Source organism: Rhizobium mesoamericanum STM3625 (assembly GCF_000312665.1).
Classification (GTDB): domain Bacteria; phylum Pseudomonadota; class Alphaproteobacteria; order Rhizobiales; family Rhizobiaceae; genus Rhizobium; species Rhizobium mesoamericanum.
On the sequence record NZ_HF536773.1, the window covers coordinates 694772 to 719671 of the forward strand.

The window sequence follows — 24900 nt, forward strand, 5'->3', positions numbered from 1 at the left end:
GCAAACGCTGCCAGGGCCGCCGCTTCGACAGGGCCCTGGCCGACGAATTTTCGAGGAAAATTCGAGCTTCCGTTTCGTTCCTTCGTCACCACGACGAAACCCGAACCCTTCTCAAGATACACCCCTAAATGTCTACCATAGGCGATAATGGATGAGCGATGTCCTCAGGACCTGATGAACGAGAGCAGGTCGGGGTTGAGGACATCCGCATGCGTGGTGAGCATGCCATGAGGATAACCGGGATAAGTCTTCAGCGACCCGTTCTTAAGCAGGTCGACCGCACGCGGCACTGAACTTGCGAACGGGACGACCTGATCGGCCTCGCCGTGCATCACCAGCACCGGTACGGTGATCTTCTTGAGGTCTTCGGTATAATCTTCGAGCCAAGAGTCGACAGTTGCGTAATGAGCGAGGGCACCGCCGGCCATGCCTTGGCGCCACCAGTTCGCAATGATCGGCTCCGAAGGCTTCGCCCCATCAAGGTTGTAGCCGTAGAACGGATTCTCAGGGACGAAACGGTAGAACTCCGACCGGTTGCCCAGCACGCCTGCCCGGATCGCTTCGAACCACTCCGGCGGCTGACCGGCCGGGTTGTCCTCGCTCCGATACATGTTCGGCGTCAGCGAAGCGACCAGCACCGCCTTGGCGACGCGCTCCTGATGGCGAGCAACATAGCGAGCCACCTCACCGCCACCTGTCGAGTGGCCGATATGGATCGCGTCGCGCAAGTTGAGGTGTTCCGTCAGGGCCGCGAGGTCGGCAACCCAGTGATCCATGTCGTTGCCGGTGCTGGGCTGGTCGGACCGGCCGTGGCCGCGCCGGTCGTGTGCGATCACCCGATACCCGTGATGAAGGAAGAATGTCATCTGAGCATCCCAGTCGTCCGCTGTCAGCGGCCAACCATGGCTGAAAACGATCGGCTGACCTGATCCCCAATCCTTGTAGAAGATGTTTACGCCGTCTGTAGTTGTGATCGTGGGCATTGTTCAGTTCCTTTGAATTAGCCGCGGATGAGAGTCACCACTCACTGGCGCGGCGTTCCAGCGAGAAACTTACTTAAAATATATGACCGGTCGTCTATTTATCGGCCAAAACTGTTTCACGTCACAAGGGCGGGCAAAACGAAACCTTCAAAGCTGTCGAACGGCAACCGGTTGCGTTCGACCTTAGCACGCGTGACCGCGCCTTCGAACGCGTCGATCAACGCAACGGCAACCTGTGCCGGATCCTTTCTGGCCGGCAATTCACCCCGGGCCCGGGCCTCCCGCAGGCATTCAGTGAGCGAGGCCGTCCATTGGCGGTAGATTGCCGCCAGCTTAACGCGTACGCGCTCGCTCGACGGCGTGACCTCCAGCGCCATATTCCCGATCAGGCAGCCGACCGCGTAACGGCGGCGCTCGTGAAACTCTGCCAGGCCCGCGAAATAGCGCGCAATACGAGCGAGCGGGGTCAAATTGTTATCGGTCAAGATCGGGCCGTAGGTAGAAACCACCGAATCCCAATAGTCAGTCAGTACTTCGACAGCGAAGGCCTCCTTGCTTTCGAAATAATTGTAGAACGACCCCTTGGGCACATCGGCCACCGACGTAATCTCCTGCACACCGGTGGCATTGAAGCCGCGGGTGCTGATGAGGTCTCCTCCCTTTTCCAGTAGGCGCGATCGAATTTCCGGATTGGCTGGTCTAGGCATGAATTTATAGATGACCGGTCGTCTTGTTATTGTCAAGCAAATTTTTGGTGGGGCGCCGGTTCGTCCTCTTTCCCTGAGAGGGACAGCGAACGCGCCACCACGACTTACGCTTCCCCCTGCTAAAGGCCAGTCGGCGACGTAAAAACAAGAAGCGCGTCTTTGGGTTGGGGAGCGCTTGGTCCGGAAGTGTCGACAGCACTCTATGCCGGGAGGAATTTACGTCGGGGCGGCAGGTGAGATTTGAATGCTCAGCCATGTATTCCAGCCGTCCGGACGATTTTCACTGCCGAACTCCCAATAACCCTTAATGCTCACAGCCCCCTGCATCTTGTCGCCGATCGGCCAGAGGAAGCCGAGTTGCGGCCCGATGCATTTCTTGACAGTGGTTTTCACCTGCGCGGCTAATGTCCACGATAGGCGGAAGGAAAGATGATGTCCTGGTCGACGAGCACATTGAACTTGTAACCCGGCCGGATCTGGATGGTCGGCTGAACGTTCAAGTTCTTTGATATGGCCTGCTCTGCAACCCTGCCAAACGATTCGGCGAAATTTCGCCGTGCTGCGTCCGAGGCCGTATCCTGTGTTGCTCGTATCGAGCTTTCAGGCATCGACATGTCGATGCCGGTTCCAATGAGCGCTATCAGCGCGGCAGAACCGAAAGTCCGCCAGAGATGCCGGTCGACCTTATCCTTGAATCCCCCATAACCTTCGGCGTCCGTCCCCGCCATGCCGTCGATCTGAAGCGTTGACCCATCCGGAAAAATGAGATCCGTCCAGACAACGAGGACACGCTCCTGACCGAAGGCGATCTTTGAATCGTAGCGTCCGAACAGCTTCGCGCCCTGCGGGATCAGCAGCCGGTAGCCGGTGGCGCTGTCATAGACATTCTGGCTGACCTGCGCGGTGAGCCTGCCCGGCAGGTCGGAATTGAGGCCGGTGAACAATGTGGCCGGGATGACCGAGCCGCGTTTCAACTCGTAGGGTGACATTTGCGACACGACCCTGTTTGGCAGATAGCCTAGATCCTTGGTCTCCCGATTGAAGAAATCCTCCTTGGAGGTTTGGCCGTTCGGATCGACGTTCTGGCCGATCAGACCCGATCGCATTGCGGCCGCATAAAGGTCCGGGGCGGCTGTTGGCGTTGTGATCTGTCGGCCGGTGTCGGTGGTATTTGTCGACTTCTCCGCGTCGGAAATATCGACCTTCAACGGAGAATCGAGCGCTGTGGCGCTCGCTTGCAGACGCGCCATCCGTTGGCGCTGCACTTCACGGATGTATTGCTCATCCTGCTCCCGCTTCAACCTGGCCTTCCACTCTTCTTCCGACTCCTGTTGGGGCCGGCGTTCTTGCCGCTCCGCAGGTTGAGGCTCCACAACCGGCTCCTGTTGTTCCCTTTTCTCTTGAACGACCGGCGCTGGTTGCAGCGCGTCTTGCATGTCCGGCTCACCGATGATGCCGTCCATGACGCCCTTCTTCAGTTGGTCCCCAAAGGTGGTGGCCGGTGAATTGGATACGCCGTCGAGATCATTGCCGCGCTCGAAGGTGAACCCTCGCCACGAAAGGCCGATGACGACAACCGCGAAAAACAACAAGATGCTGACGATGGCGACAATGATCGGCAGTCGATTGAGGCGGCGCATGGGCGGCTGTTGCGCGCCATTGCCGGATGTGCCGAGCTGAAGCGACTGGACCATTTTGTCCCTCCCGTCAGTTGCGTTGCATGACTGAAAGTGGACTTGCTGGCTCAGCCCCTGCATTCGTCAGCGCGTAGCTGCGTCCAAGCGTAACGAGTGGGGTGGCCAGGCGGGCCATTAGCTGACCGTCGAACTTGTCGATTGACCAAGCCAGTTCGACCGGCTTCTGGTCTTTGGCAATTTTTCCATCGGTGATGACGGTATAGCCCCATTCCTTCAGGGCCGCCTCCAGGGCAACGGCATATTCCGAGTTATCCTTGTCCATCTTGATTGTCGTCGCACGTGACGAGCCGATTTGTTCGGCAAGCCGGCTTGCCATGTCGCCGGCGATCGCAGCTGCAGCCGGTCCGCTGACGGTGACGGGGTCCGAGTTCGTGGTGAGAGCATCATCGGCGGTTTGGCAACCGGAAAGGAGAGCCGCGCCAAGGAAGAAAGGCAATAGCTTGCGCATCGATCAACCTCCTCGCCGGATAGTGACCTTTTGTTGGCGCCACCCAACTCCAGAGACGAGGATTGCCTTGTCGACCAAATAGTCGACGATCATCATGTCATTCTTCATGCGGTAGTTGACGATTCGGTTCTGGCCACCGGCAACAACAAAAAGGACGGGTGCATCCTGTCCTGAGATCGATTTCGGAAATTGGATATAAGTCTTCACACCGTCGGAATAGACCCGCTTCGGTCTCCACGAGGCGTTGCCAGCGATCGAATAGGAGAAGTTCAGCTTGTCGGGTGCGGTGCCGGCTACACCTGCTTCGAGGCGCGCGTTGATGTCGGCGAGCTTGCTCGAGACCTCCTCGGGATATTCGAAGCCGACACGGGCCATATATTGGCTCGGATGAGATTTCAGCTGGATGTGGTAAGTGCGTCGCGACGTCGTGATTACCATCGAAGTAACGAGACCGGGCTCCGACGGCTTGACGATCAAATGGACCGCTTGCCCAGCGTTCGCCCCGGAGGTCGCGGGTTCGACTTTCCAGCGCACAGTGTCGCCAATCAGCACATCCCGCACGATCTCCCCGCCCTGCAGCTCTATGTCGCAAACCTGCAGCGGCGAGCAGATCACAGACGGCTGGGTTTCGCCGAAGAGGAAGATGACTTTGCCATCTGGCCCAGCGGTCACGAGCCCTGGCGCTCCCCGCCACTTACGCGACAGCGTTGTGCCCTTGGCTTCGTTCGCCGTCATGCTTTGCGCGTGAGTAGTCATCGCAAAGACGAGTGCGGCCACGCAGCCGGTGGCCGCGATCGATACTGACTTGTGCATGTGTAATCCCCTGCCCTTAAAGCTGTGCCGTCCAGTCCAGGTCACGAATATAGAGGCCGATCGGATTGAGGCGGATGGTCGCCTCGTCCTGCGGCGCGGTCAGCACCACCGTCGCAACTCCTCGAAACCGGCGCGTGCCGGTTTCCTTGCCTTTGCGATCCCGCTCGTATTCGGTCCAGTCGATCTGATAGGTCTGGTTCGATAGCGCCACGATGTTGTTGACCTCGACCGCGACGGTCGCGGTTTTCGCCTTCTCGAACGGCGAATTACCGCGGAACCAGGCATTGACCTTCTCCGTCGACGGATCGGGTGTCCGAAGAAGCGCATAGGTTCGGTCGATATATTGTTTCTGCACGACGGCGTCGGGCGTGACCGACCGAAAGCTGGTGACGAAGTTGCCAAGCGTTGCGCGCACCACGCGCACATCCGCGTATTCGATCTGTTCGGGGAAGCCTGACGTCACCGAACTTCCGAGCTTGTCGACTTCGACGATGTAGGGCACGAGCTTGACCTGCGTGCTGAGGTAGATCGCATAGCCAAAACCGATGATGGCCATGGCAAGGCCGAGAATGCCAACGATGCGCCACGCAGCCGCCGCCTGCACATAGGATCCGTATCGTTCCGTCCACTCCTGGCGTGCAGCAAGATATGGGTTTTCAGGAGGGCGGTTGGAAGCCATCGATCCATCACTTTCTGATTGCTGTTAGTCGTTACGTTCGGCAGGTCGCTTCGGCCCGCTATGACCACTACGGCTCTCGTCAAGCTTCGCGTTGGCGAGCCCGAGAAGAGAGCCCGCATAAGCGCCAGGAGACCCGATCGCCTTCTCCTTTGCGGCCGAACCTGTGGCTTTTACGGCAGCGCCGATGCCGGCGCCGAAACCTTGAAGAGCAGCACCGGCGACGGATGAGCCCGCGGCTCGTGCGGATTGCCCCGCCGCAAAGCCCTTTCTGGCGGCACCAGCGGCAAGGAGGATCATTCCCAGACCGAAAGACGCTGCTTGCCCACCGTGGCGGATCGTCTCCATCCCATTCGAAACCGAAGCTCCCTGGACGACGCCTTGCATGATGTTTGGCACATACATGGCGATGATGAAGACGACGACCGAAATGCCGGCAATCGCCAAGGCAGTTTGATACTGATCGCCCACGGAGGGTTCGTTTGCGAGGCCGATCAGCACTTCCGATCCGATGCGAGAAATCATGACCATGGCCATAAGCTTCATGCCGACCGAAAACGCATAGACGAGGTAACGGATCGCAAAGTCTTTGGTGAACGAAGAACCGCCAAGGCCAAGCATGATCATCCCGGCGAGGAGACCGAGATACATCTCGACCATCACAGATACAAAGAGTGCTGCGACAAGCGAAAAGGCGACAACCGTCACAACCATCGCGAATGCGGCCGCGATAGCAAGCCCGTTGTCTGCGAACCAGCCGAACTGAATTTTCTCCGACATCTTGCTTGCGACGGCCAAGCCGGCGTTGAACACGTCCGCAGGCGAGGCAGTCCCGCCATCAGCCCCGAGTTGGAAGAGACTATTGACGACCGCCTTCGCAAACGACGGTCCCTGGGCCAGCACGAAAGCGAAAAAGCCGACAAACATGATGCGGCGGACAAGCTCGGCAAACCAGCTGTCCAGGGAAGCGGCTTGTAGCGCCAGCCAGACTGCGGCGATCCCGATTTCGATCGTCGCCAAAATCCAGAACAACGATTTGGCGGCGTCCATGACTGTGGTTTCCCAGCCCTTGGCAGCCGTCGTGATCTGGCTCTCCAGAGACGTTAGAACCGAGCCCTCCTGCGCCAGGGCCGGCTGCGCCACTGCCAGGACGATGGTGGTCAGGATAGCGGCTGCCCGAAGGCACACAATGAGTGGTTTCGGCATACCGATCACCACTCGACCTTCATCTTCTTGCCACCTGACGTGGGAGGCGTGGTCGCTTTAAAGAACTCCTCGCGGCGCTTTTGCGCGAGGTCGGTGTTTGTCTGCTCCGACTGAAGCCACGTGCCCATCATCGTCATTTGCTGGGAGACAAGGCCGCGAAGCTTTTGCATCTGAGCGACCTGTTGGGCGGCGATTTCATGGCCGACCTGAAGGGCCTTCATCTGGCCGTCCGCTGCCTCCGACATGCCCCTGAGCGAACGCATCGTGTTTTCCTCGCTGTCGAACTGATCGGCAGTCAGGCTCGCCGCCCTCAGGGTACTCGCGATTGTATCCCGGTTGGTATCCGACCAGGTTTGATAGCTTGAGGAGAAACTCCCGCTGTCCGGCAGGCTCGTCTTCAGATCCGCATAGCTCTTGAACCGCTGCTTGAGGACGTCGTCGGCATTCCCCATCGAAAACGCAATGCTCTGGCCCTGATCAACAACGTCGCGAAGTCTGTTGAGGTCGCTTTCGACCTGCCCCCAGACATGATCCGGCAATCGTGCCGTGTTCTGCAACATGTTCTCGTAGATCTTCAGCTGGTTTTGAATCTGCTCGGCAAGCTGGCCGATCTGCCTGAGCTGGTTGTCCACCTGAAGGCCTGAACTTTTCAGGAGTTCAACGAGCTGAGCATTGTTGGCAAGCTGCGTCCACTCAGTGGCCGCACCCGTCGCCGCGCCTGCACAGACTGGTATGGTCGGTCCCATCACAAGCAGGGTGGCGGCAAAGCCCGCGAGCCACTTATGCGAAGTCGAGTAGCGATGCAGCATCGTGGACTCCTCTCATCTCGAGCCAGTGGATCGGCCAAACGTGGCCATGCTCGGCCTTCAATGCGCGAATGCGTTTGAGGTCTTGTTTGCTTGAAGCGCCTACGAAGCTCAGCGCGATGGGGCCGAGCGCCATATCGAAGAGGCGCCGTCCCTCCGGAGTGGCCACGTAGTATTCGCGCTTTGGGATCGCGTGGGAGACAATCTCGATCTGTCGGTCGTTGAAGCCGATCCGCTCATAGAATTCGCGTGTCCCCGGCTCGCGCGCCGCTCCATTCGGGAGACATATCTTTGTCGGACAAGACTCCTTCAGGACATCGATGATGCCCGAGCGCTCGGCGTCGGAAATCGATTGAGTCGCGAGAACGACGGCGCAGTTCGCTTTGCGCAGCACCTTCAGCCATTCACGGATCTTGCTGCGAAAGACTGGATGACCGAGCATCAGCCAGGCCTCGTCCAACACGATTAAGCTTGCAGAACCGTCGAGCCGCTTCTCGATCCGCCGGAACAGATAGGTAAGCACTGGCACGAGGTTGCGCTCGCCCATGTTCATCAGTTGCTCGATCTCGAAGCACTGGAACGTGCCGAGCGTCAATCCATCCTCTTCGGCATCGAGAAGCTGGCCCATTGGCCCATCGACGGTGTAGTGATGCAGCGCGCCCTTTATCTCGCGCATCTGCACCCCGCTGACGAAATCCGATAGCGAGCGGCCGGGCGAAGTGGCCATCAGGGCGACCTGGCGAGAAATTGCGTTGCGATGGTCCGGGGTGATCGTGACGCCCTGGAGGGAGACCAGCATTTCGATCCATTCGCTCGCCCAGGCCCGATCACCATCCGTGGAGAGATCCGAGAGCGGGCAGAATACAAGCGCTCGGCTTTCCTCGTCACTGTCACTGCCAATTTCGTAGTGATCGCCACCGGCGGCAAGCGTCAATGGCAGGAGGGAGTTGCCCTTGTCGAACGCGAAGATCTGCGCGCCATCGTAGCGCCGAAACTGTGCGGCGATCAGAGCGAGAAGCGTGGACTTGCCAGAGCCGGTCGGACCAAAGATCAAGGTATGTCCGACGTCGTCAACGTGGAGATTTAACCGGAAAGGCGTAGAGCCGCTGGCAACCTGCATCAGCGGCGGTGACTGCGGCGGGTAAAAGGGGCACGGTGCGGCCGGGTTGCCAGACCAGACCGAATTCAGCGGAACAAGATCGGCGAGATTGCTGGTATTGAGCAGAGGTTCGCGAATATTGCAGTACCAGTTCCCCGGCAGACTGCCGAGATAGGCGTCGGTCGCGTTGAGGGTTTCGATTCTGGCGCCGAAACCTTCCGCTTGAACCAGTCGCCGGATTGCCTCGGCTTTCTCCTGCAACACCTCTTGATCCTCGTCGAAAAGGACGACGACGGGTGTGTAATAGCCGTAGGCGACCAGTTGCGACGATGCCTGTGCGATGGCGTCCTCGGTCTCGGCCACCATCGACAGGGCATCCTGGTCGACCGATCGGCTTTGGGTCTGAAAAAGCTGGTCGAAGAACGGGCGAACCTTCTGCTGCCATTTCTTCCGGGTGCGTTCGAGTTTTTGCCGCGCTTCCTCTGCGTCGAGAAAGATGAATCGCGACGACCATCGATACGTCAGCGGCATCAGGTCGAGACTGTTCAGGATCCCGGGCCAACTCTCGGCTGGCAATCCATCAATTGCCACGACACCCAGAAAGCGGTTCTCGACTTTCGGCGTCAGACCATGCTCAAGTTGGGCTGTTGCGACCCAGTCCAGATACATCGGGATGTCGGGCAGCCGGATCGGATGGTTCTCGCCGGCAATGCAGAAGCGGACAAACTGCAGGAGCTCGTCATATCGTGCAGTTCTCACCCCTCCCCGCTCAGTTGTCTCGCGGGTTTGCATGCGTCTGATCGACAGCACGCTAGCCAGATACTGCTCGATTTCGCGAACCGCATTCTTGAATGTGAAGAGGACCGTATCCGCATAGGACTTCTTACGGCTTGCCGCATCGGAATAGATATATCTGCTGAGAGCTGTCTTCTTCGATTCAAGCGGGCGATAGGTCAGAACCAGCGCGTGCTTACTTTCGAAATGCCCTTGCTCACGCCCAAAATGGGCGCGCCGCTCGGCATCGATCGCGCAGGTCACTGGATCCGGGAAATAGCAGCGATCCTTCGAGGGATAGTCGACGGTCGGGACGCGGATCGCCTCGACCTGGATCATCCAGCCGCTGCCAAGCCGCGACAGGATCGCGTTGATTTGGCCAGACAGCTCGTTGCGCTCCAGATCAGTTGCACTTTCCAAGTCCGGTCCGGCGAAATACCAGCCCGCCATCAGGCTTCCGTCCTTAAGCAGCAGCACACCATTGTCGATGAGGCCGGCATAGGGAACGAGATCTGCGAAGGATGGGCCTGTGGCCCGGAAACGTTTCAGAGCTGCCACGGTTCGCCTCCTTTAGCTGCGCCACGGGGAGCTGGTCGGCTTGTAATGGGATTTGTAGGAGACGTGTCTGATGTAGATCTGCCGCATGAGAGGATCTGACTTCGCCATCATTCTCAGCACCCCGACGATTGTGATCCACGCACCGATCCCGAAGAGCGCTGAATAGACCGTCAACACAACGAAGATCAGGATGGCGCAGGCCAATCCGGTCATGAGGACCAACTCACGGTCGGCCCCCATGAGGAGGTTCGGTCGGGAAAGCGCACGGTGGATGGGGCTGCGGCGGAGACGGGAAAGAGACTCACTCATGAGCCCCCTCCACACTCGATCCCGACACGCTCGCTTTGACTTGATCCTTGACCAATCCGATGGAGGCGCCGGTTGCCCCGAACAGGCCAACAATGGTGGTGGCGCCGAGCAGGATCCCAGCGACAAGCACGATATACATCAACCGCCGAGCGAAATCGTTGAGTTCGCCGCCAAAGATCAGCATGCCGCCCGCAATCGCAACTGCGGCAAGCGCGATATAGCCTGCAACGGGGCCGGTGATCGACTTCTGGATCTGCTCGAGCGGGCCTTCCCAAGGAAGATTTCCACCGGAGCTCGCAAGCGCTGGAGACCTAAGAAGAATGATCCCGGCTGCCGCAAAAAGGCCGAGGGTGAGAAATTTCCGGTTAAGCCGCATCGCGTGCATCCTCCGCAAAGGGTTCGATCTGGTAGGCGCCACCGGCAAAACCTGTGACATGAAGGATCTCTGAAACACGACGCCCTTTGGGTGTGCGCTCGATCGAGATGATAAGATCGACGGCGTCACCGATCACCGACTGCATGGACTGCTGACTGGCTTCTGCGGTGAGCTGCTCGAGGCGCTGGAGCGCGGAATGGGCCGAGTTCGAGTGGATTGTCGCGATGCCGCCGGGATGTCCGGTGTTCCACGCTTTGAGCAGAGTGAGTGCAGCACCATCACGCACTTCACCGACGATGATGCGATCGGGACGCAGCCTCATTGTGCTCTTGAGAAGGCGCGACATATCGACCGCGTCGCTTGTGTGGAGACATACGGCATTGTCGGCGGCGCACCAGATTTCCGCGGTGTCTTCGAGAATGACGAGGCGATCAGCGGGAGCATGGGCGATCATTTCCGCGACGATTGCGTTCGTCAGTGTCGTCTTGCCGGAGCCTGTGCCACCTGAGACAACGATGTTCAGCTTCGCTGCGACGGCGCTTCGCACAGTTGCAACTTGCTCGGTTGTCATCATTTTGCTTGCGACATAGTCGTCGAGCGGAATTAGGCGTGAAGCTCGCCGCCTGATCGTGAATGACGGGCCCGCCACGACTGGCGGCAGAAGGCCTTCGAAGCGGTGCCCTCCGATGGGAAGCTCGCCCGATATAATCGGGCGTTCATCCCCCACCTCGGAATTGAGGGCATGGGCAACGCTCCCGATCACCGTCTCAGCTGCGGCGCGAGTCATCATACCCGCACACACAATCCCGTGTCCCAGGCTTTCGATGAAGAGCTTGCCGTCGGGATTAAGCATGATTTCAACAACGTTTGGATCGTCGAGCGCTGCACGCAGGTTATCACCCAGAGCATTCTGCAACTTGCTAATAAGGCGGAAAGGAGAGCCGTGCTGCGGAATTACCATGTCCGGCGCTCCCCTCCACTGAAGGTTTGTTCGGATTGAATTTCCGGATTGGTGAGGGCGATAAAACTCATTTCAGTCAAATCTCTCTCGTTGCACAGGAGAAGAAATTTGCCGGTTCGTCGTTCGATCATCCACTCGCAAAGGTGCGAGTGACGATTGGTCCGTAAACGAGGATCGGCCCGCCACCGGACCGGGCGGCATGCGAGCCGCAAAGACCGCTAAGCTTGACAACAAACTCAGCTCCGAGCGCCGTCCCTCGTACGCCAGCTTAAGACTCGCCCGGTTGGGACAGGACACGATCAACGGTCGTTTTTCTGCAAATATGCACGCCATGATTGATACGCGCCGAACATGAATCGTCGCGATCCGCTATTGGACCGCCGTCTGTCGTCCGACGACCATTTCCGGGGGAACAACACCAACAGCGAGATCATCTCATATGGGAAAAATCAGACGAACCCTTGCCCTCTCTGCCTTCGCCGTCTCGGCTCTCTCCAGTCAAGTTCGCGCCGAGACGCTGGTGGTCAACAGCTATGGCGGCCCTTACGAGGCAATTATTCGCAAGACCATCATCGAACCATTCGAAGCTCGAACAGGGATAGACGTTATCTATGACGCCGTCGGTTCCGCGTCGCAGGACTACGCCAAGATCAAGGCCACCAAGGGACGTCCAGGCTTCGATGTGGTCGTCATGACTGCCTCCCAATCGCTTCAAGGGTGTCAGGACGGCGTATTGGCGAAACTCGATGCAACATCGATTCCAAATCTCTCGCGTCTTTCGCAAAGGATCTCGGCGACAGCCGGCCCTTGCGGGGCTGTGCATGAGGTCCAGTACATGTCACTCCTTTATCGCAAGGATAAGATTGCGGCGCCGCCCGCTTCCTGGTCCGCGCTTGCCTCTGACGAGCTCAAGGGAAAAATCGTTCTGCCGACGTTCCAGAACATCATGGCGATTTATCTCGTCCAGATGTTTTCCCTCATGAACGGCGGAGGCCTCGTCGACAATCTCGATCCAGGATTCAAGGCGATGTCTGAAGTCGCCAGGCGATCGATCGGTTTCGAGCAAAGCTCGGCGATCCTCGAAAGCTACATAAAGGATGGCACGGTCTGGGCGATGCCCTTCTGGAACGGGCGTGCTCAACTTTTGGTCGATAGCGGTCTGCCGGTCGACTACGTCCGACCGAAGGAAGGAACAATCCCCCTTATCGCGACGCTGAATATACCAAGCGGCGCCGAACATAAGGATGCGGCCGCAAAATTCATCGACTTCTTCCTCGGGAAGGAAAGTCAGGAAGCCTGGGTGCGCGCCTATAAGGTCGGCACCGCGCGGATGGATATCGACCTTCCCGCCGACATCAGGGCCCGCCAGATCACCTCGGAGGCGGACCTGAATTCTCTGATCCTTCCTGATCTGACCATCATGTCTGAGCGCCTGTCGAAATGGGCAGAACAATGGGAACGCGATGTCGTCGCAAACGCAAACTGAGAGAGCCTCATGAGTACCTTAGCCTTGGATCTCCCTGCCAAGCGATCTGCGTCTTCCGGGGATTGGATCAGAATTATAGGCCTGTCGCCGGCGACCTGGCTTCTTGTCCTCTTCTTTGCCCTGCCGATGGGAATGATGATCGGCATGAGCTTTTATGACCCATCGTCACGTGCCTTGAGCCTGCAAAGCTACTCGCGCTTTCTGACCGATGGTCTCTCACTATGGGGCTTCTGGCGAACGGCCGTCATGTCGGGACTCGTTGCCATTTCGGCAACATTGCTTGCCTATCCGGTCGCCTATTATCTTGCCCGCTCTAAGGGTCGGTGGCGCTCTGTCGTCTTTGCGCTTTCGCTCGCCCCAGAGCTTGCGGGTGTCGTTCTGCGAACCTACGGCTGGCTTATCATCCTGGAGGATCGAGGCTTCATCAACGATGCCCTCATTCACATGGGACTGATTTCCTCTCCACTGCCATTGTCGAAAAACCTCTTTGCGGTCGTCGTCGGTCTGACGCATGTCGTGTTGCCTTTCGCAATCCTATCACTCACGACAAGCATTCAAGGCATCGATGACAATCTCGAACGTGCCGCTCAAATGCTCGGTGCGCCGCGCTATGCCGTTGTCTGGCACGTGCTGCTTCCTCTTTCGCTTCCGGGGCTCGTCAGCTCCTTCCTCCTGTCCTTTACAATGGCGGCTAGCGCATATGCCACCCCAGCTTTGCTCGGCGGCGCCGGCTTCAAGGTGCTTGCAACCATGATCTCCGAACAGGTTCTATTCTACGTCGATTGGTCCTTCGCTGCCGTCATGGCGAATGCGCTCCTCGTGCTGATGCTTTTGATTTCATACGCCAGCGTCCGTTTCGAAACCCGCCAACGGGATCGATACCGTAGCGTCACGAGAGGCACAAAATGAACAGGCTGATCTCCGCTCTATTCTGGTGCGCTCTGATCATGACGCTCACCTATATCACACTGCCACTTCTCGTGGTTCTTGCAGCCTCGCTCAGCCCAACCTCCGACGTGACGTTCCGCCCCTGGGAGTGGACCGTCGAGTGGTACAGGGATCTCGCCTCTGTTCGATGGCTCCAGCCATTCTGGCTGAGCGTCAAGATTGCCGTCATCGTCTCCGTTGTCTGTGGGGTGATCGGCACAATGGCGGCCTACTTCGTCGTCTTCGAAAAATTCGCAGGAAGCGAGGCTTTCATGGCCGCTCTGCTTTCGCCACTTTCCGTACCACAGATCGTAAAAGGCGTCGCAGTTGTCCTGTTCCTATCGGTCATCGGCCTGCAGTCGATGCTCGGGACACCGGCTCTCATCGCAGCCCATTGCGTGCTTGCGCTTCCCTTCGTTGTTCGCATGGTCGTGACGTCTATCGCAAACTTCGATGGCAACCTGTTCCGGGCTGCTCAGATCCTTGGTGCGAACCAATGGCAGAGAGCAAGATTCATCCTGTTTCCGGCAATCAAGCCGGGGGTGCTGTCCGGAATGACATTCGCCTTCATTATTTCGTTCAACAACATTCCGCTGTCGGTATTTCTGGTGCGGCCGGGTGATACGACGCTACCGATCACGGTCATCAACTATCTCGAATATAGCCTCGACCCAGTCATGGCGGCCGTCAACGTCGCATCCATGATCTTCATCCTCATCGTGATTTTCGGTTTCGAAAAACTCGGCGGTTTTTCCGCCCAACTGCATGGTGGCAGCAAATGAGCACAATCGACGTCGAGCTGATTTCCGTCAGCAAGTCCTTTGGACCAATCTCTGTAGTGACCGATCTTAGCCTCCAGATACCCAAGGGTGAATTCGTCAGCATCCTCGGCCCCTCGGGATGCGGAAAGACAACGACACTCAACATGATCGCAGGTTTCAACGCGCCATCGCGTGGCGATATCCGTATTCGAGGACGCAGCCAGGTCAATGTCGCGCCGGAGCGACGCAACATTGGTCTGGTGTTTCAAAACTATGCGCTTTTTCCACACATGACCGTCGCTGAAAATATCGCCTTCGGGCTCAAGATGAAGCGTACCCCAAAAGCCGAAATCGGATCGATCGTGCAGTCTGCCCTTCGCAGCGTCCATCTCGAGGTTTTGGCGGATCGTTATCCGAAGGCACTTTCGGGGGGACAGCAACAGCGAGTGGCGCTCGCTCGCGCGCTTGCGCCGCGACCTTCGGTCCTGTTGCTCGACGAACCACTATCGAACCTGGACCTGAAATTGCGTGAGGCAATGCGAGCCGAACTGAAGGACATACAGCAAGATCTCGGAATGACCTTTATCTATGTGACGCACGACCAGGAGGAAGCGATGACGATGTCCGACCGCATCGTCGTTCTGTGGAAAGGTATCGTTGCCCAGCAAGGCGATCCTGCGACAATCTACAAGAATCCGAGCTCGACCTTTGTCGCAGACTTTATTGGTAAGTCGAATATTCTAACGCTCGGTGCTGTTGCGCAAACAGGAACGATGTGGGACGTCTCAGTTGCCGGAAGCGAAATAAGACTGCGCGCGACGAAGGGGAGCGAGGATTCCCGCTACTGCACTATTCGACCGGAGGAGATCGTCCTACGTGCCGATGGTAGATCGATGCCCCAAGAGGTGAACGTGCTGACAGGCACGCTCAAGCGGATCACCAACCTCGGCGCATCGCTGGAAGCGCTCGTCGAACTCGCCCCTGAGATCGCGCTTAGCGTGTTGGTCCCTTCGGCCGAGATCGACGCATTGCCTGGCGTTGGACAGAACGTCCAACTGGGTATTCCTCCACAGTCCCTGAAACTCCTGGCCGACTGATTGTACCGATAGGGCAACGCTATCAATGCCGCCTGGTCCATATTGGAGATCTCCCGGCTGAGAGCCCTACGATTAAATCGACCTCATCGACAAGGTCTTCACCGGAGATAACAAATGCTTACCAAACAAAGGCTTAAAGCCGTTCAGCATGCCAGCAATGTATGTGCCGACATCGAAGGATTCGACTTCAACAGCTATGACGGCCGTGACATCGAGGAGCTGCGAAACTACTGGCTGCAGTATGGCGTCATACGCTTCAGGCAGACGGGAATTACCGATCAACAGCAGGTAGAATTCTCTCGCCATTTCGGAGAGTTCGTCATCCACCCGAAACAGCTGCAGGAAGGAGGCCATCCCACCCACCCCGAGATCCTCGTCATCAGCAACGCGATGAAGGACGGCAAGCCAAGCGGGGCAATGGGAAACAGTGAAGCGACTTGGCACACCGACACATGGTTTTACGAAAAGCCGCCAGCCGGCGCGATCCTGCGGGCAGTTCAGGTTCCCCCGTCGGGCGGTGACACATATTTCCTGTCGACATACATTGCCTACGAAACACTGCCTCAGGCATTGAAGGCCACAATCGACGGCCGGCAGATCTTCTTCCAGAATGTCTACGACAAAACAGGCAAGCTACGGCTCGGCAAATCGGCACCAAAGAGCCAGGATTTCCGGGAATGGAGCGGCATCGTGCATCCGCTCGTGCGCACACACGGCGAGACCGGCCGCAAGGCCCTTTATCTCGGCGGGACAATCGATGGCGCCTGGATTGTCGGAATGACCCGTGACGAAAGCGATGCCCTCCTGGCAGAGCTGTGGGAGCACACCACCGGCACCAAGCATGTCTTTGTCCAGCAGTGGGACGAAGGCGACATCATGATGTGGGACAACCGATGCACGATGCATCGTCGTGACTCATTCGATCCCGCTTTCGTGCGCATCATGCATCGAACCACGACGTCGGGCGAACGCCCCGTCTAGTCCCACTCACTCGACACGAAAGAAGAGCTATCCGTGACAACGTCCTATCAAGTGATGGATCGCCATCCACCCCTCGCTCCTGACTTGGTCGAACTGCTGTCATCGGTAGAAACGGCAACAATTGGCCATGTTGAATATTTCGGATTCGTCGGGCGCGATATTCATCCGCTATTTCCGGCCCACGCGGCCGGAGTTGCCGTCACCGTCGCGGCGCCTGGCCGCGACGGCACTATCATCTACAAGGCGATCGATCTGCTCATGCCGGGCGATATCCTTGTCATTTCTCGCGTCGATAGCGACGATATCGCCTGCGTCGGGGGTGGCGTTGCAACCGCTGCAAAGGCAAAAGGGGCCGCTGGCATCGTCATCGATGGACCCTGCACGGACGCCGAGGAAATTATCGATGTCGGCCTGCCCGTCTGGTGCCGGGGCGTGTCTTCCAAAACCACCAATCGGCGAACCAGCATCGGAGGCGCGTTGAATATTCCGATCGCTTGCGGCGGCGCTGCAGTCCTGCCGGGCTACGCCGTTCTTGCCGACAGCACAGGCGTTTTCGTCGCGGACGTCGCGAGCATGCGCAAGTTTGCCGAAGCGGCGAGGCAACGCCAGCTCCAATCGTTTGCTGTCCGCGCGCATCTAGCAACTGGACGTTCCATTTTCGAATTCAATCCGGAGGCCAAATCTTGAAAGTCGCCTTGATTCAAATGAACTCACAGCCGAACCGGAAACACAACCTGGCGCAGGCCTTACGGCTGATGAGCGACGCAATGCTCAACACTCCGCATCTGATCGTTCTTCCAGAACACTTCGACTGGATGGGTGGAACGGCGGAGGACAAACGTCGTGCAGCGGATCTCGTGCCTGGAGGTGAAGCTTATTGCCTGATCCAGCAATTCGCCAAGGACCATGGCGTCTGGGTACATGCCGGCAGCCTGTTGGAGCGCAGCCAGATCCACGGGACCGTGCACAACACGACTGTCGTCTTTAATTCCCGTGGCGAACATGTCGGGCATTATCGGAAGATCCACCTCTTCGACATTACGGCACCGAACGGTGCAACCTATGCTGAATCCGCCGTCGTCACGCCGGGCGAGGATCTGCTGATCTATGAGATGAACGGCTACAAGATTGCCTGTGCAATCTGTTACGACCTTCGCTTCTCGCGCCTGTTTGATCGCCTATCCAGTGAAAATGTCGACGTGTTCATCCTTCCGGCGGCGTTTACCCTGCAGACTGGACGAGCGCACTGGGAGGTTCTGTGCAGGGCACGTGCCATAGAATACCAGGCCTATTTCGTTGCGTGTGGCCAATGCGGCAGCTATCCCGCACCGAGTGGACCGCGTCGCCAGACCTTCGGCCGATCGCTTGTGTCCGATCCGTGGGGCACGGTTATCGCAAGGGCCGGACAATATCCCACCGTCCTTCACGCCGAAATCAACCCGCATCGCCTCACCGAAGTCAGACATCTCATCCCGATGTTGCAGCATCGCGTCCCCCTAGAGGGCGCGCGGCTTCACATCAAGGCAGAGCGGGCCTGACGCGTCTCGCTATTCTCCTTGTTTACGCCCCTTCAGGCGCCCCGTCATAGCTTAGATCCGTTCATCGACACAAAACCGTACGCCCATCCGCCGGCCGCGCCCCGCGCCGTCGACAATGTCTCGCTGTCGCTGAAGGTCGGCGAGACGCTCGGCGTCGTCGGAGAATCCGGCTGCGGAAAATCGACGCTGGGGCGCATGATCGCCGGCATCCTCCCGGTCTCCTCCGGCGAACGGCGCTTCCGCGGCGAGCCCTATGAGAGCTTCCTTGCCCGCAAACGTGACGCGCTGAAGATCCAGATGGTCTTCCAAGACCCGCTTTCCTCGCTCAATCCTCGCCTGCGGGTCGCGATATCGTCGGCGAGGCGGCAGTGCTGCACGGAGTGGTGCCGCGGGGCAGGCTGCGCGACTACGTGACAGATATCCTCGGCCGCGTCGGCCTGCCAGCCGACAGGATCAACCGCTATCCACATCAGTTTTCCGGCGGCCCGCACACTGTTTGATCGCTTCATCACAAGGTAATACTTCCGATGCGAGACAGTTCTCGCTACCGCAGTCGCTACAAAATCAAAACAGCGACTTCTGGAAGTTAAGCGACGATATCATAGCGCCGCTGGGGGCACGTCAGGAATGTCGAGAGATCGACTACCGTGTGACTGCTGCGACGGCTGTGTCTTTCATCGGACTGCGGTGCGCGAGCTGGTCCTGTTCGCGACAAGGCTGATACCAATGAGAGAAAGCACGATGCCCCACACGTTCAACCCAAATCTCCCATATCCGCCAACCCCTAGTCCCGCTAGCAGAGCAAGGCCGAGGCCAGTTGTGAGCGCTCCGAGCACATAGCGCCACGCGGGCGCCTCCATGCCCTCCGCGGTTGCGCGCGGTCTCTCGAAGCGCCCGAAGGCGACGACGAAAGGAATGAGCGCGATCGCGTTGGCCGCGAGCCAAGGTAGTCGCGACCACCACCACGTGCCGCTTCCCGGCACAAGTCGCAAACCGAAGCCGTCGGCAAGATAGGCAGCGAAGACCACAAGCGTGGTGGCCGTCAGGTGCCACATGAACAGCGTCATGATGCTGCCATTGATGGCTATGGTTGTCATCCAGACCAAGCGCCCCTCCAGCCAGCGGCGAGCCGGGGCCTGTACAGCCAGCAGTAGCCCACCCTGGAAAATTGCGAGCGCAATCAGGGTGATTTTCGGCGGCGTTGTGGTGCTGATGGGATCGCCCGGTACGCCGATCATCGAGACGGGATAGGGACCAAAGCGGACAAGCACCAACAGGGCGGCCAAACCCAAGGCGGCGGCGGTAAGCAGCATCCGGCGATCGGAAAACCGCTCGTCACACCACGCGTGGCCCAGTATAGAGATTGCACCCCAGACGAACAGATAGTTGACGAAGCCGAGCCAGTGCAAGCCGGCTGCAAAGTAGATGATATCGATAACGGAGGCGGCCGCGACCAGGGCGCAGAACGATCCTAGGCCAAATCGGGTCCAGGCAGCCTCCGTGAGCGGGACGAGCAGCACAATGCCGACATACACCGCGAGAAACCAGACCGGAATAAATGCCACGCGCGAGCCGTAGCTGATCAGCTCCGGGCGTACGCCGCGACTGTATTCTATGGCGACGATCGCCACCCAGACCGCAAGCAGCGGGAGGATCGGCCATAGAAGACGGCGCAATCGGCCTTCGAGCCAGGCTGCGTACGACTTATTATCTCGACGGGCGGCTCGCCAGCTGACGCAGTTCGCATAGCCGCCGACCATGAAGAATATCGGCATCACCTGGAGGATCCATGTAAGCCAGGTCGTCCAGGGAAGGATCGTCAAGGTTTGAGCGGCGACCAGCGCCCCCGTCTCGTCGATGTAGGGTGCGGCCGCAAGCCAGTGACCCACGACGACGACCAGCATCGACACAGCCCGAAGGAAGTCGACATAGCGGTTTCGGGAGGCGGGCGTGCGGTCCGCGAATTCGGCAGCGCGGGAAGCCATGATGATCATTCTCCAGGGCGCATTCTGAATATTCAGTCGATGGAATGCGTTCACAAGCCTATTCGCAACATCCTGACCATCCGCCGCGTTGACCGAAGGGCGAGCGGCGATCCGCTTTAGCAGGCCTGCGGCCGGCTTGCGCTTGGCAGCCAGTTCCGTGGCATCTGTAACCGATGACGACGACACGGGTCATGCGCGCGCATCAATCTTCTGCGGTTCGTCCCGAAGTTCCCGGCGCAATATCTTGCCGACATTGGTCTTCGGCAGTTCCGTCCTGAATTCCACGGATTTCGGCACCTTATAGGGAGTGAGTTCCGTTCGGCAGTGCGCCAGCAACTCCGCCTCGGTGAGGCGCAAGTCCTTTTTGACCACGAACAATTTGACGATTTCCCCCGACCGCGCATCGGGCACCCCTATCGCGGCGCATTCGAACACGCCCGGATGGTCCGATGCCACGGCCTCCACTTCGCTTGGATAAACCTTAAATCCAGATACGGTGATCATGTCCTTCTTGCGGTCGACGATCCTGACGTTGCCCGTCGCGTCCATGACACCGATGTCACCTGTGCGGAAGCAGCCGTCATGGGTCATGACCGCAGCGGTTTCGTCCGGGAGTTGCCAATAGCCCGGCATGACCTGAGGGCCGCGGGCACAGATTTCCCCGATTTCGCCGAGCGGGACGTCGTTATCATCGTCGTCGCGAATAAAGATATCGGTCGAGGGCATAGGTAACCCGATCGTACCATTCCATTCGGTCGTGTGTGGGGAATTGCAGGTGAGCACCGGCGACGTTTCCGACATGCCATAACCCTCGACAACCGGGCAGCCGGTAGCCTTCAGCCATCGTTCGGCGACTGTCTGCTGGACCGCCATGCCGCCGCCCACAGCGCATTTGAGCAGGCTCCAGTCGATACTTCCGAAATCCGGGTGGTCGAGCAGTGCATTGTAGAGCGTGTTGACTGCCGGAAAATGGTTCACCTCGCGCTTTGCGAGTTCCTTGATGAGGTTTGGAATGTCACGAGGATTGGGGATGAGAATACATAGCCCGCCGGTGTGGATGCTCAACAGGAAGCACGCGGTGAAAGCGAAAATGTGGTAAAGCGGCAGCGCCGCCATGACCGTCAGACGATCGATCCTTGGCTCTTTGTCCAGCACTGGCTGCAGCCAGGCATCGATCTGCAACATATTGCCGACGACGTTGCGATTGAGCAGGATTGCGCCTTTGGCCAGGCCGGTGGTGCCGCCCGTGTATTGCAGAAGTGCGACGTCGTCGGGTCCGACCTGAGGTTCGCTGAGGCTCATCCCTTTGCCGGCGGCGATTGCCGCGTTGAACCACGTCGCACCGGGCAGTGCGTAGGCGGGTACCATCTTCTTCGCCCACCGCACGATCAAATTGACGATGGTGCCTTTCATCATGCCCAGCAGGTCGCCCATCGAGGCGACGACGACGTGCTTTACGTCGGTGTTGGTAATCACTTTCTCAAGCGTGTGCGCGAAGTTTTCGAGCACGACAATCGCCTCGGCACCAGAATCCTTGAGCTGATGCTGCAGTTCCCGGGGCACGTATAACGGGTTGGTGTTCACCACCGTATATCCGGCCCGAAGAATGCCGACGATGATGACGGGATACTGCAGCACATTGGGCATCATGATGGCAACGCGCGCGCCCTTCCGCAGGCCCTTGCTCTGCAACCAGGCACCGAATGCACGCGACATCTCGTCGAGATCGCCGTAGGTCATTGCCTTGTCCATGCAAACAAAGGCGGTGCGATCGCGGTACCTGGCGAAGCTCTCCTCGAGCAAGGCGACGAGCGACGAATACTTGGCTACATCGATCTCCGCGGGAACTCCTGGTGGATAGTGCTGGAGCCAGATGCGTTCCATGGTGCCTCTCCTCATGGCAGAGTCTAGGGCAAGCTTGCCATTATTTTTCGAACATCGGGCAACCGCTCACATCAAGTCCAAAGCTACGAGGCGCGTCTGACCATTTGCAGCGAGCACCAGAAACACAGCGGAATGTCGACCTTCCGATTTAAGCGCTTCGAGGCGCGCTACGAATTCAGCGGGAGAGTCCACCGGCGCGTTTTGCACTTCCACAAATACCGTGATCAACCGTTCGCAGCGGCTGGTCGAGCCGTCTAATAGCGATATTCAATTATAGCGTGCTTTTCTGCAACATTCCAGACTGTTCGCTTCCCGCAGCGACGCTGAAACTCATAGCTCATCGAACGCTCAGGGAGTGCTGCTGCCATGCGCGGATCGGACAGCACTTCTTGGAGGTGGCGCGGAATTCGTCGAACGCTCACGTGAGGTGGAGCCCTCCATCGACGTCGAGCACATGTAATCTCCGCGTCCCGCACAATCGCGCGGACCGTTAGCAACAACGAGAACAAGATTTTCTGCGCCCTTAAGGGCTTGCAAGTCGAAATCGGGTCGATCCAGCGCAACGCGCTCGCTTGGCCACTACAAAGACAGGCAGTCGAAAAGATCGGCTCATCGTCCGTAGGCATCATCGACCAGATACATACCGAAGATATATGCAGGGTAAAGCACACTACCACATCGAGAAAAAACCTCGCCCAGATGAGCGCCCCAATCAGCTGATTTTGCGATATTTTTAGAGTATGCAACTATATGACAATTACCGTCTTGCGAATAGGATGTGAATTGTTGGAAATACTGTGGCCCTCAGCAATCTAGGCAAATCACGGCCACCGCGGCCGTTTAATGCCGGCTCATGTATAAGATTATGCCGCTACTCGCTTCTTGGTGTCGCCCGATGCCGCTGGACCGGGCAAGTTCGACAAAGCGACGCTTCACCTCGTTAAACAGCGCCGGCGGCAAAGGCCCGGCATATCCCGTCTCGCCATCGACCGGTCGGATATCCGGTCCCGGCCAGACAAACCGGTTGCTCTCGGTCAGCACAATCCAGGAACGATTGTCGTCGAGCCCAAGCCGGCGCTTCGTCGCCGGCGGAATCTCGACCGCGTCTTCTGCCTTGCCGGGCGGCGTATGAGTGATCGGCAGAACGCGAACCGTCGGCGTGCCGTCGTCGACTCGCGCGACGATGGCCAGCACAAGCGCCGGGCGATCTTTGTCACCCTCCTCGCGGCCTTCGAGATATTGCCAATGCCAGAGATAGGAGTAGCGAAGGACCCACCCGACCTTCGGCTCAATCGGCAGCATGCTTGCCGGTCAACTCGGTGTTGAGATGATCCAGGCCATCATCCATCTCAGACGCCTCGATCGCTGCCAGGTCGTTGTCGCTGAGCGACGACGTCAGCTCAACACGCCTATCCCGCCTCGTCAGACGCATATAGTCTTCGTAGGCGATCAGCACCGTTCTCGGGCGACCGTTTTTAGTGATGATGACGGGATCGCGGACAGCCGCGTCCTGATAGGCGCCGAAATTCTTCGAGACGGCGGCCGCCGTGACAGTGGAGGTCATGTGTCAAAACTCCTTTTTACGGAATATACGGGTTTTCCGGAAGTTTTGCATCGCTGAGCCGGAGCGTTGCGACAACGCAGTCTGGCAGACGGAGAACGAATTTGCGAAGATCAAGACCAGTGGATGGAGTGTATCAAGCAAAGGGATACTGTATGCACGTGGTGATCGATGCGGACGAAGCGGCTGAGCGGTTGGAGGAGCTTCTGGACCTGATTGTGCCGAAAGATGAAGTGATCATTTGCCGCGATAGCACTCCCGTCGCGTTTCATGGCCAGACGCATGGGCGCTAAGGCCATCGAACTCCAATCCAGCCATCTGTCGCTCATTTCACAATCCGAAGGAGATCACCAAGCTTATTCTGGAGGCTGCCGGGCTATGATGACATGGCATCCCCTGACGCCTTGGGAGCCGATATTCCGAGCCTGATCGCTGCCGGAAAGGCCAACGGGGATATCCCCGAGGAACTCGGAAAAACGCCAGCCTGGCAGACCGTCTTGGACGCAATTGCCACCGGCGCGTCGAAGAACGAGCGACAGGTCGGTTTTTGAAAGTTCTGGGGCCGACAGGTGTCGTGATCGCAATATCGGGGTGGATGATTGATCCTGTGGTGTACACGGCATGACCATGGAACCGTTGCACGCGCCTTGCCGGTCGGGGCTTTGGTGTACTGAAAGTCAAAAGGAAATGTCCTCAGGTCCCACAAAAGGCTCAGGAACTCATCTGAGACGTTCGAGCCGTTGGAAGTAAGGCGAGCTGAGACCGAACCGGGATACGAGAGTGAGGATGGCGTAGAACGCATCCGGGGAAGGCAGAGTTATACAACAAGACTTGATTTCATGCGTGCGGGGCGATCAGACCATGATCGCCCCGCTCCGCCATTTCTTAGATCGCGTGGTATGCCGCAATAATCGCTTCCACCTGCGAGGTATTAAGTGCTGCCACCTGCGCAGTGGTGACGGCCAGCAGTTGGTCGCTGGACAGATGCGAGATGTCGTCCGTGGATAGACCAGCTATTGCGGTCGACTTAATCGCCGCAATGTCGGCGGTCGAGAAGGTCGCAATGTCATCGGTCGACAGGGCCGCAATCTGTGCCGAGCCAAGCGCTGCCACCTGACCGGAGGTCAGAGCCTCGGCCTGCGCGGTGCTCAAAGCACCGATCTGAGTGGTCGTCAGCGAACCGACAGACTTGGTATTCAGCGCGGCGATCTGATCGGTCGACAGTGCAGCAAGGTCGCCCGTGCTCAGCGCTGCCACCTGGGTGCCA

General features: G+C 58.3%; 26 protein-coding genes and 2 pseudogenes. 11 read left to right on the forward strand and 17 right to left on the reverse strand.

Features of this window, described 5'->3' with window-relative positions; translation table 11 throughout:
* Positions 1-164 precede the first annotated feature (164 nt).
* The 12 genes from BN77_RS23485 to trbB form a co-directional block, all read right to left on the reverse strand.
* Positions 165-983: an alpha/beta fold hydrolase gene (locus tag BN77_RS23485; protein WP_007536745.1), complete on the reverse strand. Its 819-nt coding sequence runs from the start codon at positions 981-983 to the stop codon at positions 165-167.
* Positions 984-1099: 116 nt separating this feature from the next.
* Positions 1100-1690: a TetR/AcrR family transcriptional regulator gene (locus BN77_RS23490; protein WP_040678357.1), complete on the reverse strand. Its 591-nt coding sequence runs from the start codon at positions 1688-1690 to the stop codon at positions 1100-1102.
* A 401-nt stretch (positions 1691-2091) separates the two neighbouring features.
* Positions 2092-3384 carry an IncP-type conjugal transfer protein TrbI gene (gene trbI, locus BN77_RS23495; protein WP_040678359.1) on the reverse strand — a complete coding sequence of 431 codons (1293 nt, stop codon included), beginning with the start codon at positions 3382-3384 and terminating at the stop codon, positions 2092-2094.
* A gap of 13 nt (positions 3385-3397) precedes the next feature.
* Complete coding sequence (trbH, locus tag BN77_RS23500; RefSeq protein WP_007536753.1) at positions 3398-3835, reverse strand: conjugal transfer protein TrbH; 438 nt, start codon at positions 3833-3835, stop codon at positions 3398-3400.
* A 3-nt stretch (positions 3836-3838) separates the two neighbouring features.
* Positions 3839-4648 carry a P-type conjugative transfer protein TrbG gene (trbG, locus tag BN77_RS23505; protein WP_007536755.1) on the reverse strand — a complete coding sequence of 270 codons (810 nt, stop codon included), beginning with the start codon at positions 4646-4648 and terminating at the stop codon, positions 3839-3841.
* Between the two features lie 16 nt (positions 4649-4664).
* Entirely contained in the window at positions 4665-5327 is a 663-nt protein-coding gene (locus tag BN77_RS23510; protein ID WP_007536758.1) for a conjugal transfer protein TrbF, read from the reverse strand.
* A gap of 24 nt (positions 5328-5351) precedes the next feature.
* Complete coding sequence (trbL, locus tag BN77_RS23515; RefSeq protein WP_040678691.1) at positions 5352-6530, reverse strand: P-type conjugative transfer protein TrbL; 1179 nt, start codon at positions 6528-6530, stop codon at positions 5352-5354.
* 5 nt (positions 6531-6535) lie between these two features.
* On the reverse strand, positions 6536-7339 hold the full coding sequence (gene trbJ, locus BN77_RS23520) for a P-type conjugative transfer protein TrbJ (RefSeq protein WP_040678362.1): 804 nt from the start codon (positions 7337-7339) through the stop codon (positions 6536-6538).
* A complete protein-coding gene (locus BN77_RS23525; protein WP_007536764.1) occupies positions 7311-9767 on the reverse strand; it encodes a conjugal transfer protein TrbE in 2457 nt (818 codons plus the stop codon). Before BN77_RS23525 ends, trbJ begins: the two co-directional genes overlap by 29 nt.
* A 12-nt stretch (positions 9768-9779) precedes the next feature.
* Complete coding sequence (locus tag BN77_RS23530; RefSeq protein WP_040678365.1) at positions 9780-10076, reverse strand: conjugal transfer protein TrbD; 297 nt, start codon at positions 10074-10076, stop codon at positions 9780-9782.
* The gene (locus tag BN77_RS23535) at positions 10069-10452 is read right to left on the reverse strand and encodes a TrbC/VirB2 family protein (protein ID WP_040678368.1); all 384 of its coding nucleotides are present in this window, start codon (positions 10450-10452) and stop codon (positions 10069-10071) included. The genes BN77_RS23530 and BN77_RS23535 overlap by 8 nt, the downstream gene beginning before the upstream one ends.
* Positions 10442-11407, reverse strand: coding sequence for a P-type conjugative transfer ATPase TrbB (trbB, locus tag BN77_RS23540; RefSeq protein ID WP_425280258.1), 966 nt, complete (start codon positions 11405-11407; stop codon positions 10442-10444). The genes BN77_RS23535 and trbB overlap by 11 nt, the downstream gene beginning before the upstream one ends.
* A gap of 445 nt (positions 11408-11852) precedes the next feature.
* On the opposite strand from trbB, the gene BN77_RS23545 reads away from it, so the two are divergent.
* The 8 genes from BN77_RS23545 (at position 11853) to BN77_RS23580 (ending at position 18617) form a co-directional block, all read left to right on the forward strand.
* The gene (locus BN77_RS23545) at positions 11853-12899 is read left to right on the forward strand and encodes an ABC transporter substrate-binding protein (protein ID WP_007536772.1); all 1047 of its coding nucleotides are present in this window, start codon (positions 11853-11855) and stop codon (positions 12897-12899) included.
* 9 nt (positions 12900-12908) lie between these two features.
* The gene (locus tag BN77_RS23550; protein WP_007536774.1) at positions 12909-13808 is read left to right on the forward strand and encodes an ABC transporter permease; all 900 of its coding nucleotides are present in this window, start codon (positions 12909-12911) and stop codon (positions 13806-13808) included.
* Positions 13805-14608, forward strand: a complete 804-nt coding sequence (locus BN77_RS23555) for an ABC transporter permease (RefSeq protein WP_007536776.1) — start codon at positions 13805-13807, stop codon at positions 14606-14608. The genes BN77_RS23550 and BN77_RS23555 overlap by 4 nt, the downstream gene beginning before the upstream one ends.
* The gene (locus BN77_RS23560; RefSeq protein ID WP_007536777.1) at positions 14605-15684 is read left to right on the forward strand and encodes an ABC transporter ATP-binding protein; all 1080 of its coding nucleotides are present in this window, start codon (positions 14605-14607) and stop codon (positions 15682-15684) included. Before BN77_RS23555 ends, BN77_RS23560 begins: the two co-directional genes overlap by 4 nt.
* A 114-nt stretch (positions 15685-15798) precedes the next feature.
* Positions 15799-16665 (forward strand): TauD/TfdA dioxygenase family protein, encoded by an 867-nt coding sequence (locus BN77_RS23565; RefSeq protein WP_007536779.1) that lies wholly within the window; start codon positions 15799-15801, stop codon positions 16663-16665.
* A gap of 33 nt (positions 16666-16698) precedes the next feature.
* Complete coding sequence (locus BN77_RS23570) at positions 16699-17352, forward strand: RraA family protein (RefSeq protein WP_007536781.1); 654 nt, start codon at positions 16699-16701, stop codon at positions 17350-17352.
* Positions 17349-18203, forward strand: coding sequence for a carbon-nitrogen hydrolase family protein (locus BN77_RS23575; protein WP_007536784.1), 855 nt, complete (start codon positions 17349-17351; stop codon positions 18201-18203). Before BN77_RS23570 ends, BN77_RS23575 begins: the two co-directional genes overlap by 4 nt.
* Before the next feature lie 18 nt (positions 18204-18221).
* A complete protein-coding gene (locus BN77_RS23580; protein ID WP_007536786.1) occupies positions 18222-18617 on the forward strand; it encodes an ATP-binding cassette domain-containing protein in 396 nt (131 codons plus the stop codon).
* 260 nt (positions 18618-18877) lie between these two features.
* Here the strand turns inward: BN77_RS23580 and BN77_RS23585 are convergent, their stop codons facing one another.
* The 4 genes and pseudogenes from BN77_RS23585 to BN77_RS23600 form a co-directional block, all read right to left on the reverse strand.
* Positions 18878-20374, reverse strand: a complete 1497-nt coding sequence (locus tag BN77_RS23585; protein WP_007536788.1) for an acyltransferase family protein — start codon at positions 20372-20374, stop codon at positions 18878-18880.
* A gap of 3 nt (positions 20375-20377) precedes the next feature.
* Entirely contained in the window at positions 20378-22072 is a 1695-nt protein-coding gene (locus BN77_RS23590) for a long-chain-fatty-acid--CoA ligase (protein WP_007536790.1), read from the reverse strand.
* 871 nt (positions 22073-22943) lie between these two features.
* Positions 22944-23374, reverse strand: a pseudogene (locus tag BN77_RS23595) (plasmid maintenance toxin (PemK-like)).
* Positions 23361-23636 (reverse strand): type II toxin-antitoxin system Phd/YefM family antitoxin, encoded by a 276-nt coding sequence (locus BN77_RS23600; protein WP_007536799.1) that lies wholly within the window; start codon positions 23634-23636, stop codon positions 23361-23363. The pseudogene BN77_RS23595 and the gene BN77_RS23600 overlap by 14 nt, the downstream one beginning before the upstream one ends.
* A gap of 152 nt (positions 23637-23788) precedes the next feature.
* Here BN77_RS23600 and BN77_RS33675 point away from each other — a divergent pair, with 152 nt between their 5' ends.
* From BN77_RS33675 to BN77_RS33685, 3 genes and pseudogenes are all read left to right on the forward strand, one after another.
* On the forward strand, positions 23789-23926 hold the full coding sequence (locus BN77_RS33675; RefSeq protein ID WP_157224502.1) for a hypothetical protein: 138 nt from the start codon (positions 23789-23791) through the stop codon (positions 23924-23926).
* Positions 23898-24015, forward strand: a pseudogene (locus BN77_RS34990) (alpha/beta hydrolase); the annotation flags it as partial. The gene BN77_RS33675 and the pseudogene BN77_RS34990, both read left to right, overlap by 29 nt.
* Before the next feature lie 4 nt (positions 24016-24019).
* Positions 24020-24184, forward strand: a complete 165-nt coding sequence (locus BN77_RS33685) for a hypothetical protein (protein WP_157224503.1) — start codon at positions 24020-24022, stop codon at positions 24182-24184.
* Between the two features lie 334 nt (positions 24185-24518).
* Here BN77_RS33685 and BN77_RS23605 read toward each other — a convergent pair.
* On the reverse strand, positions 24519-24900 hold a 382-nt coding region (locus tag BN77_RS23605), incomplete at its 5' end, for a hypothetical protein (RefSeq protein WP_167540380.1).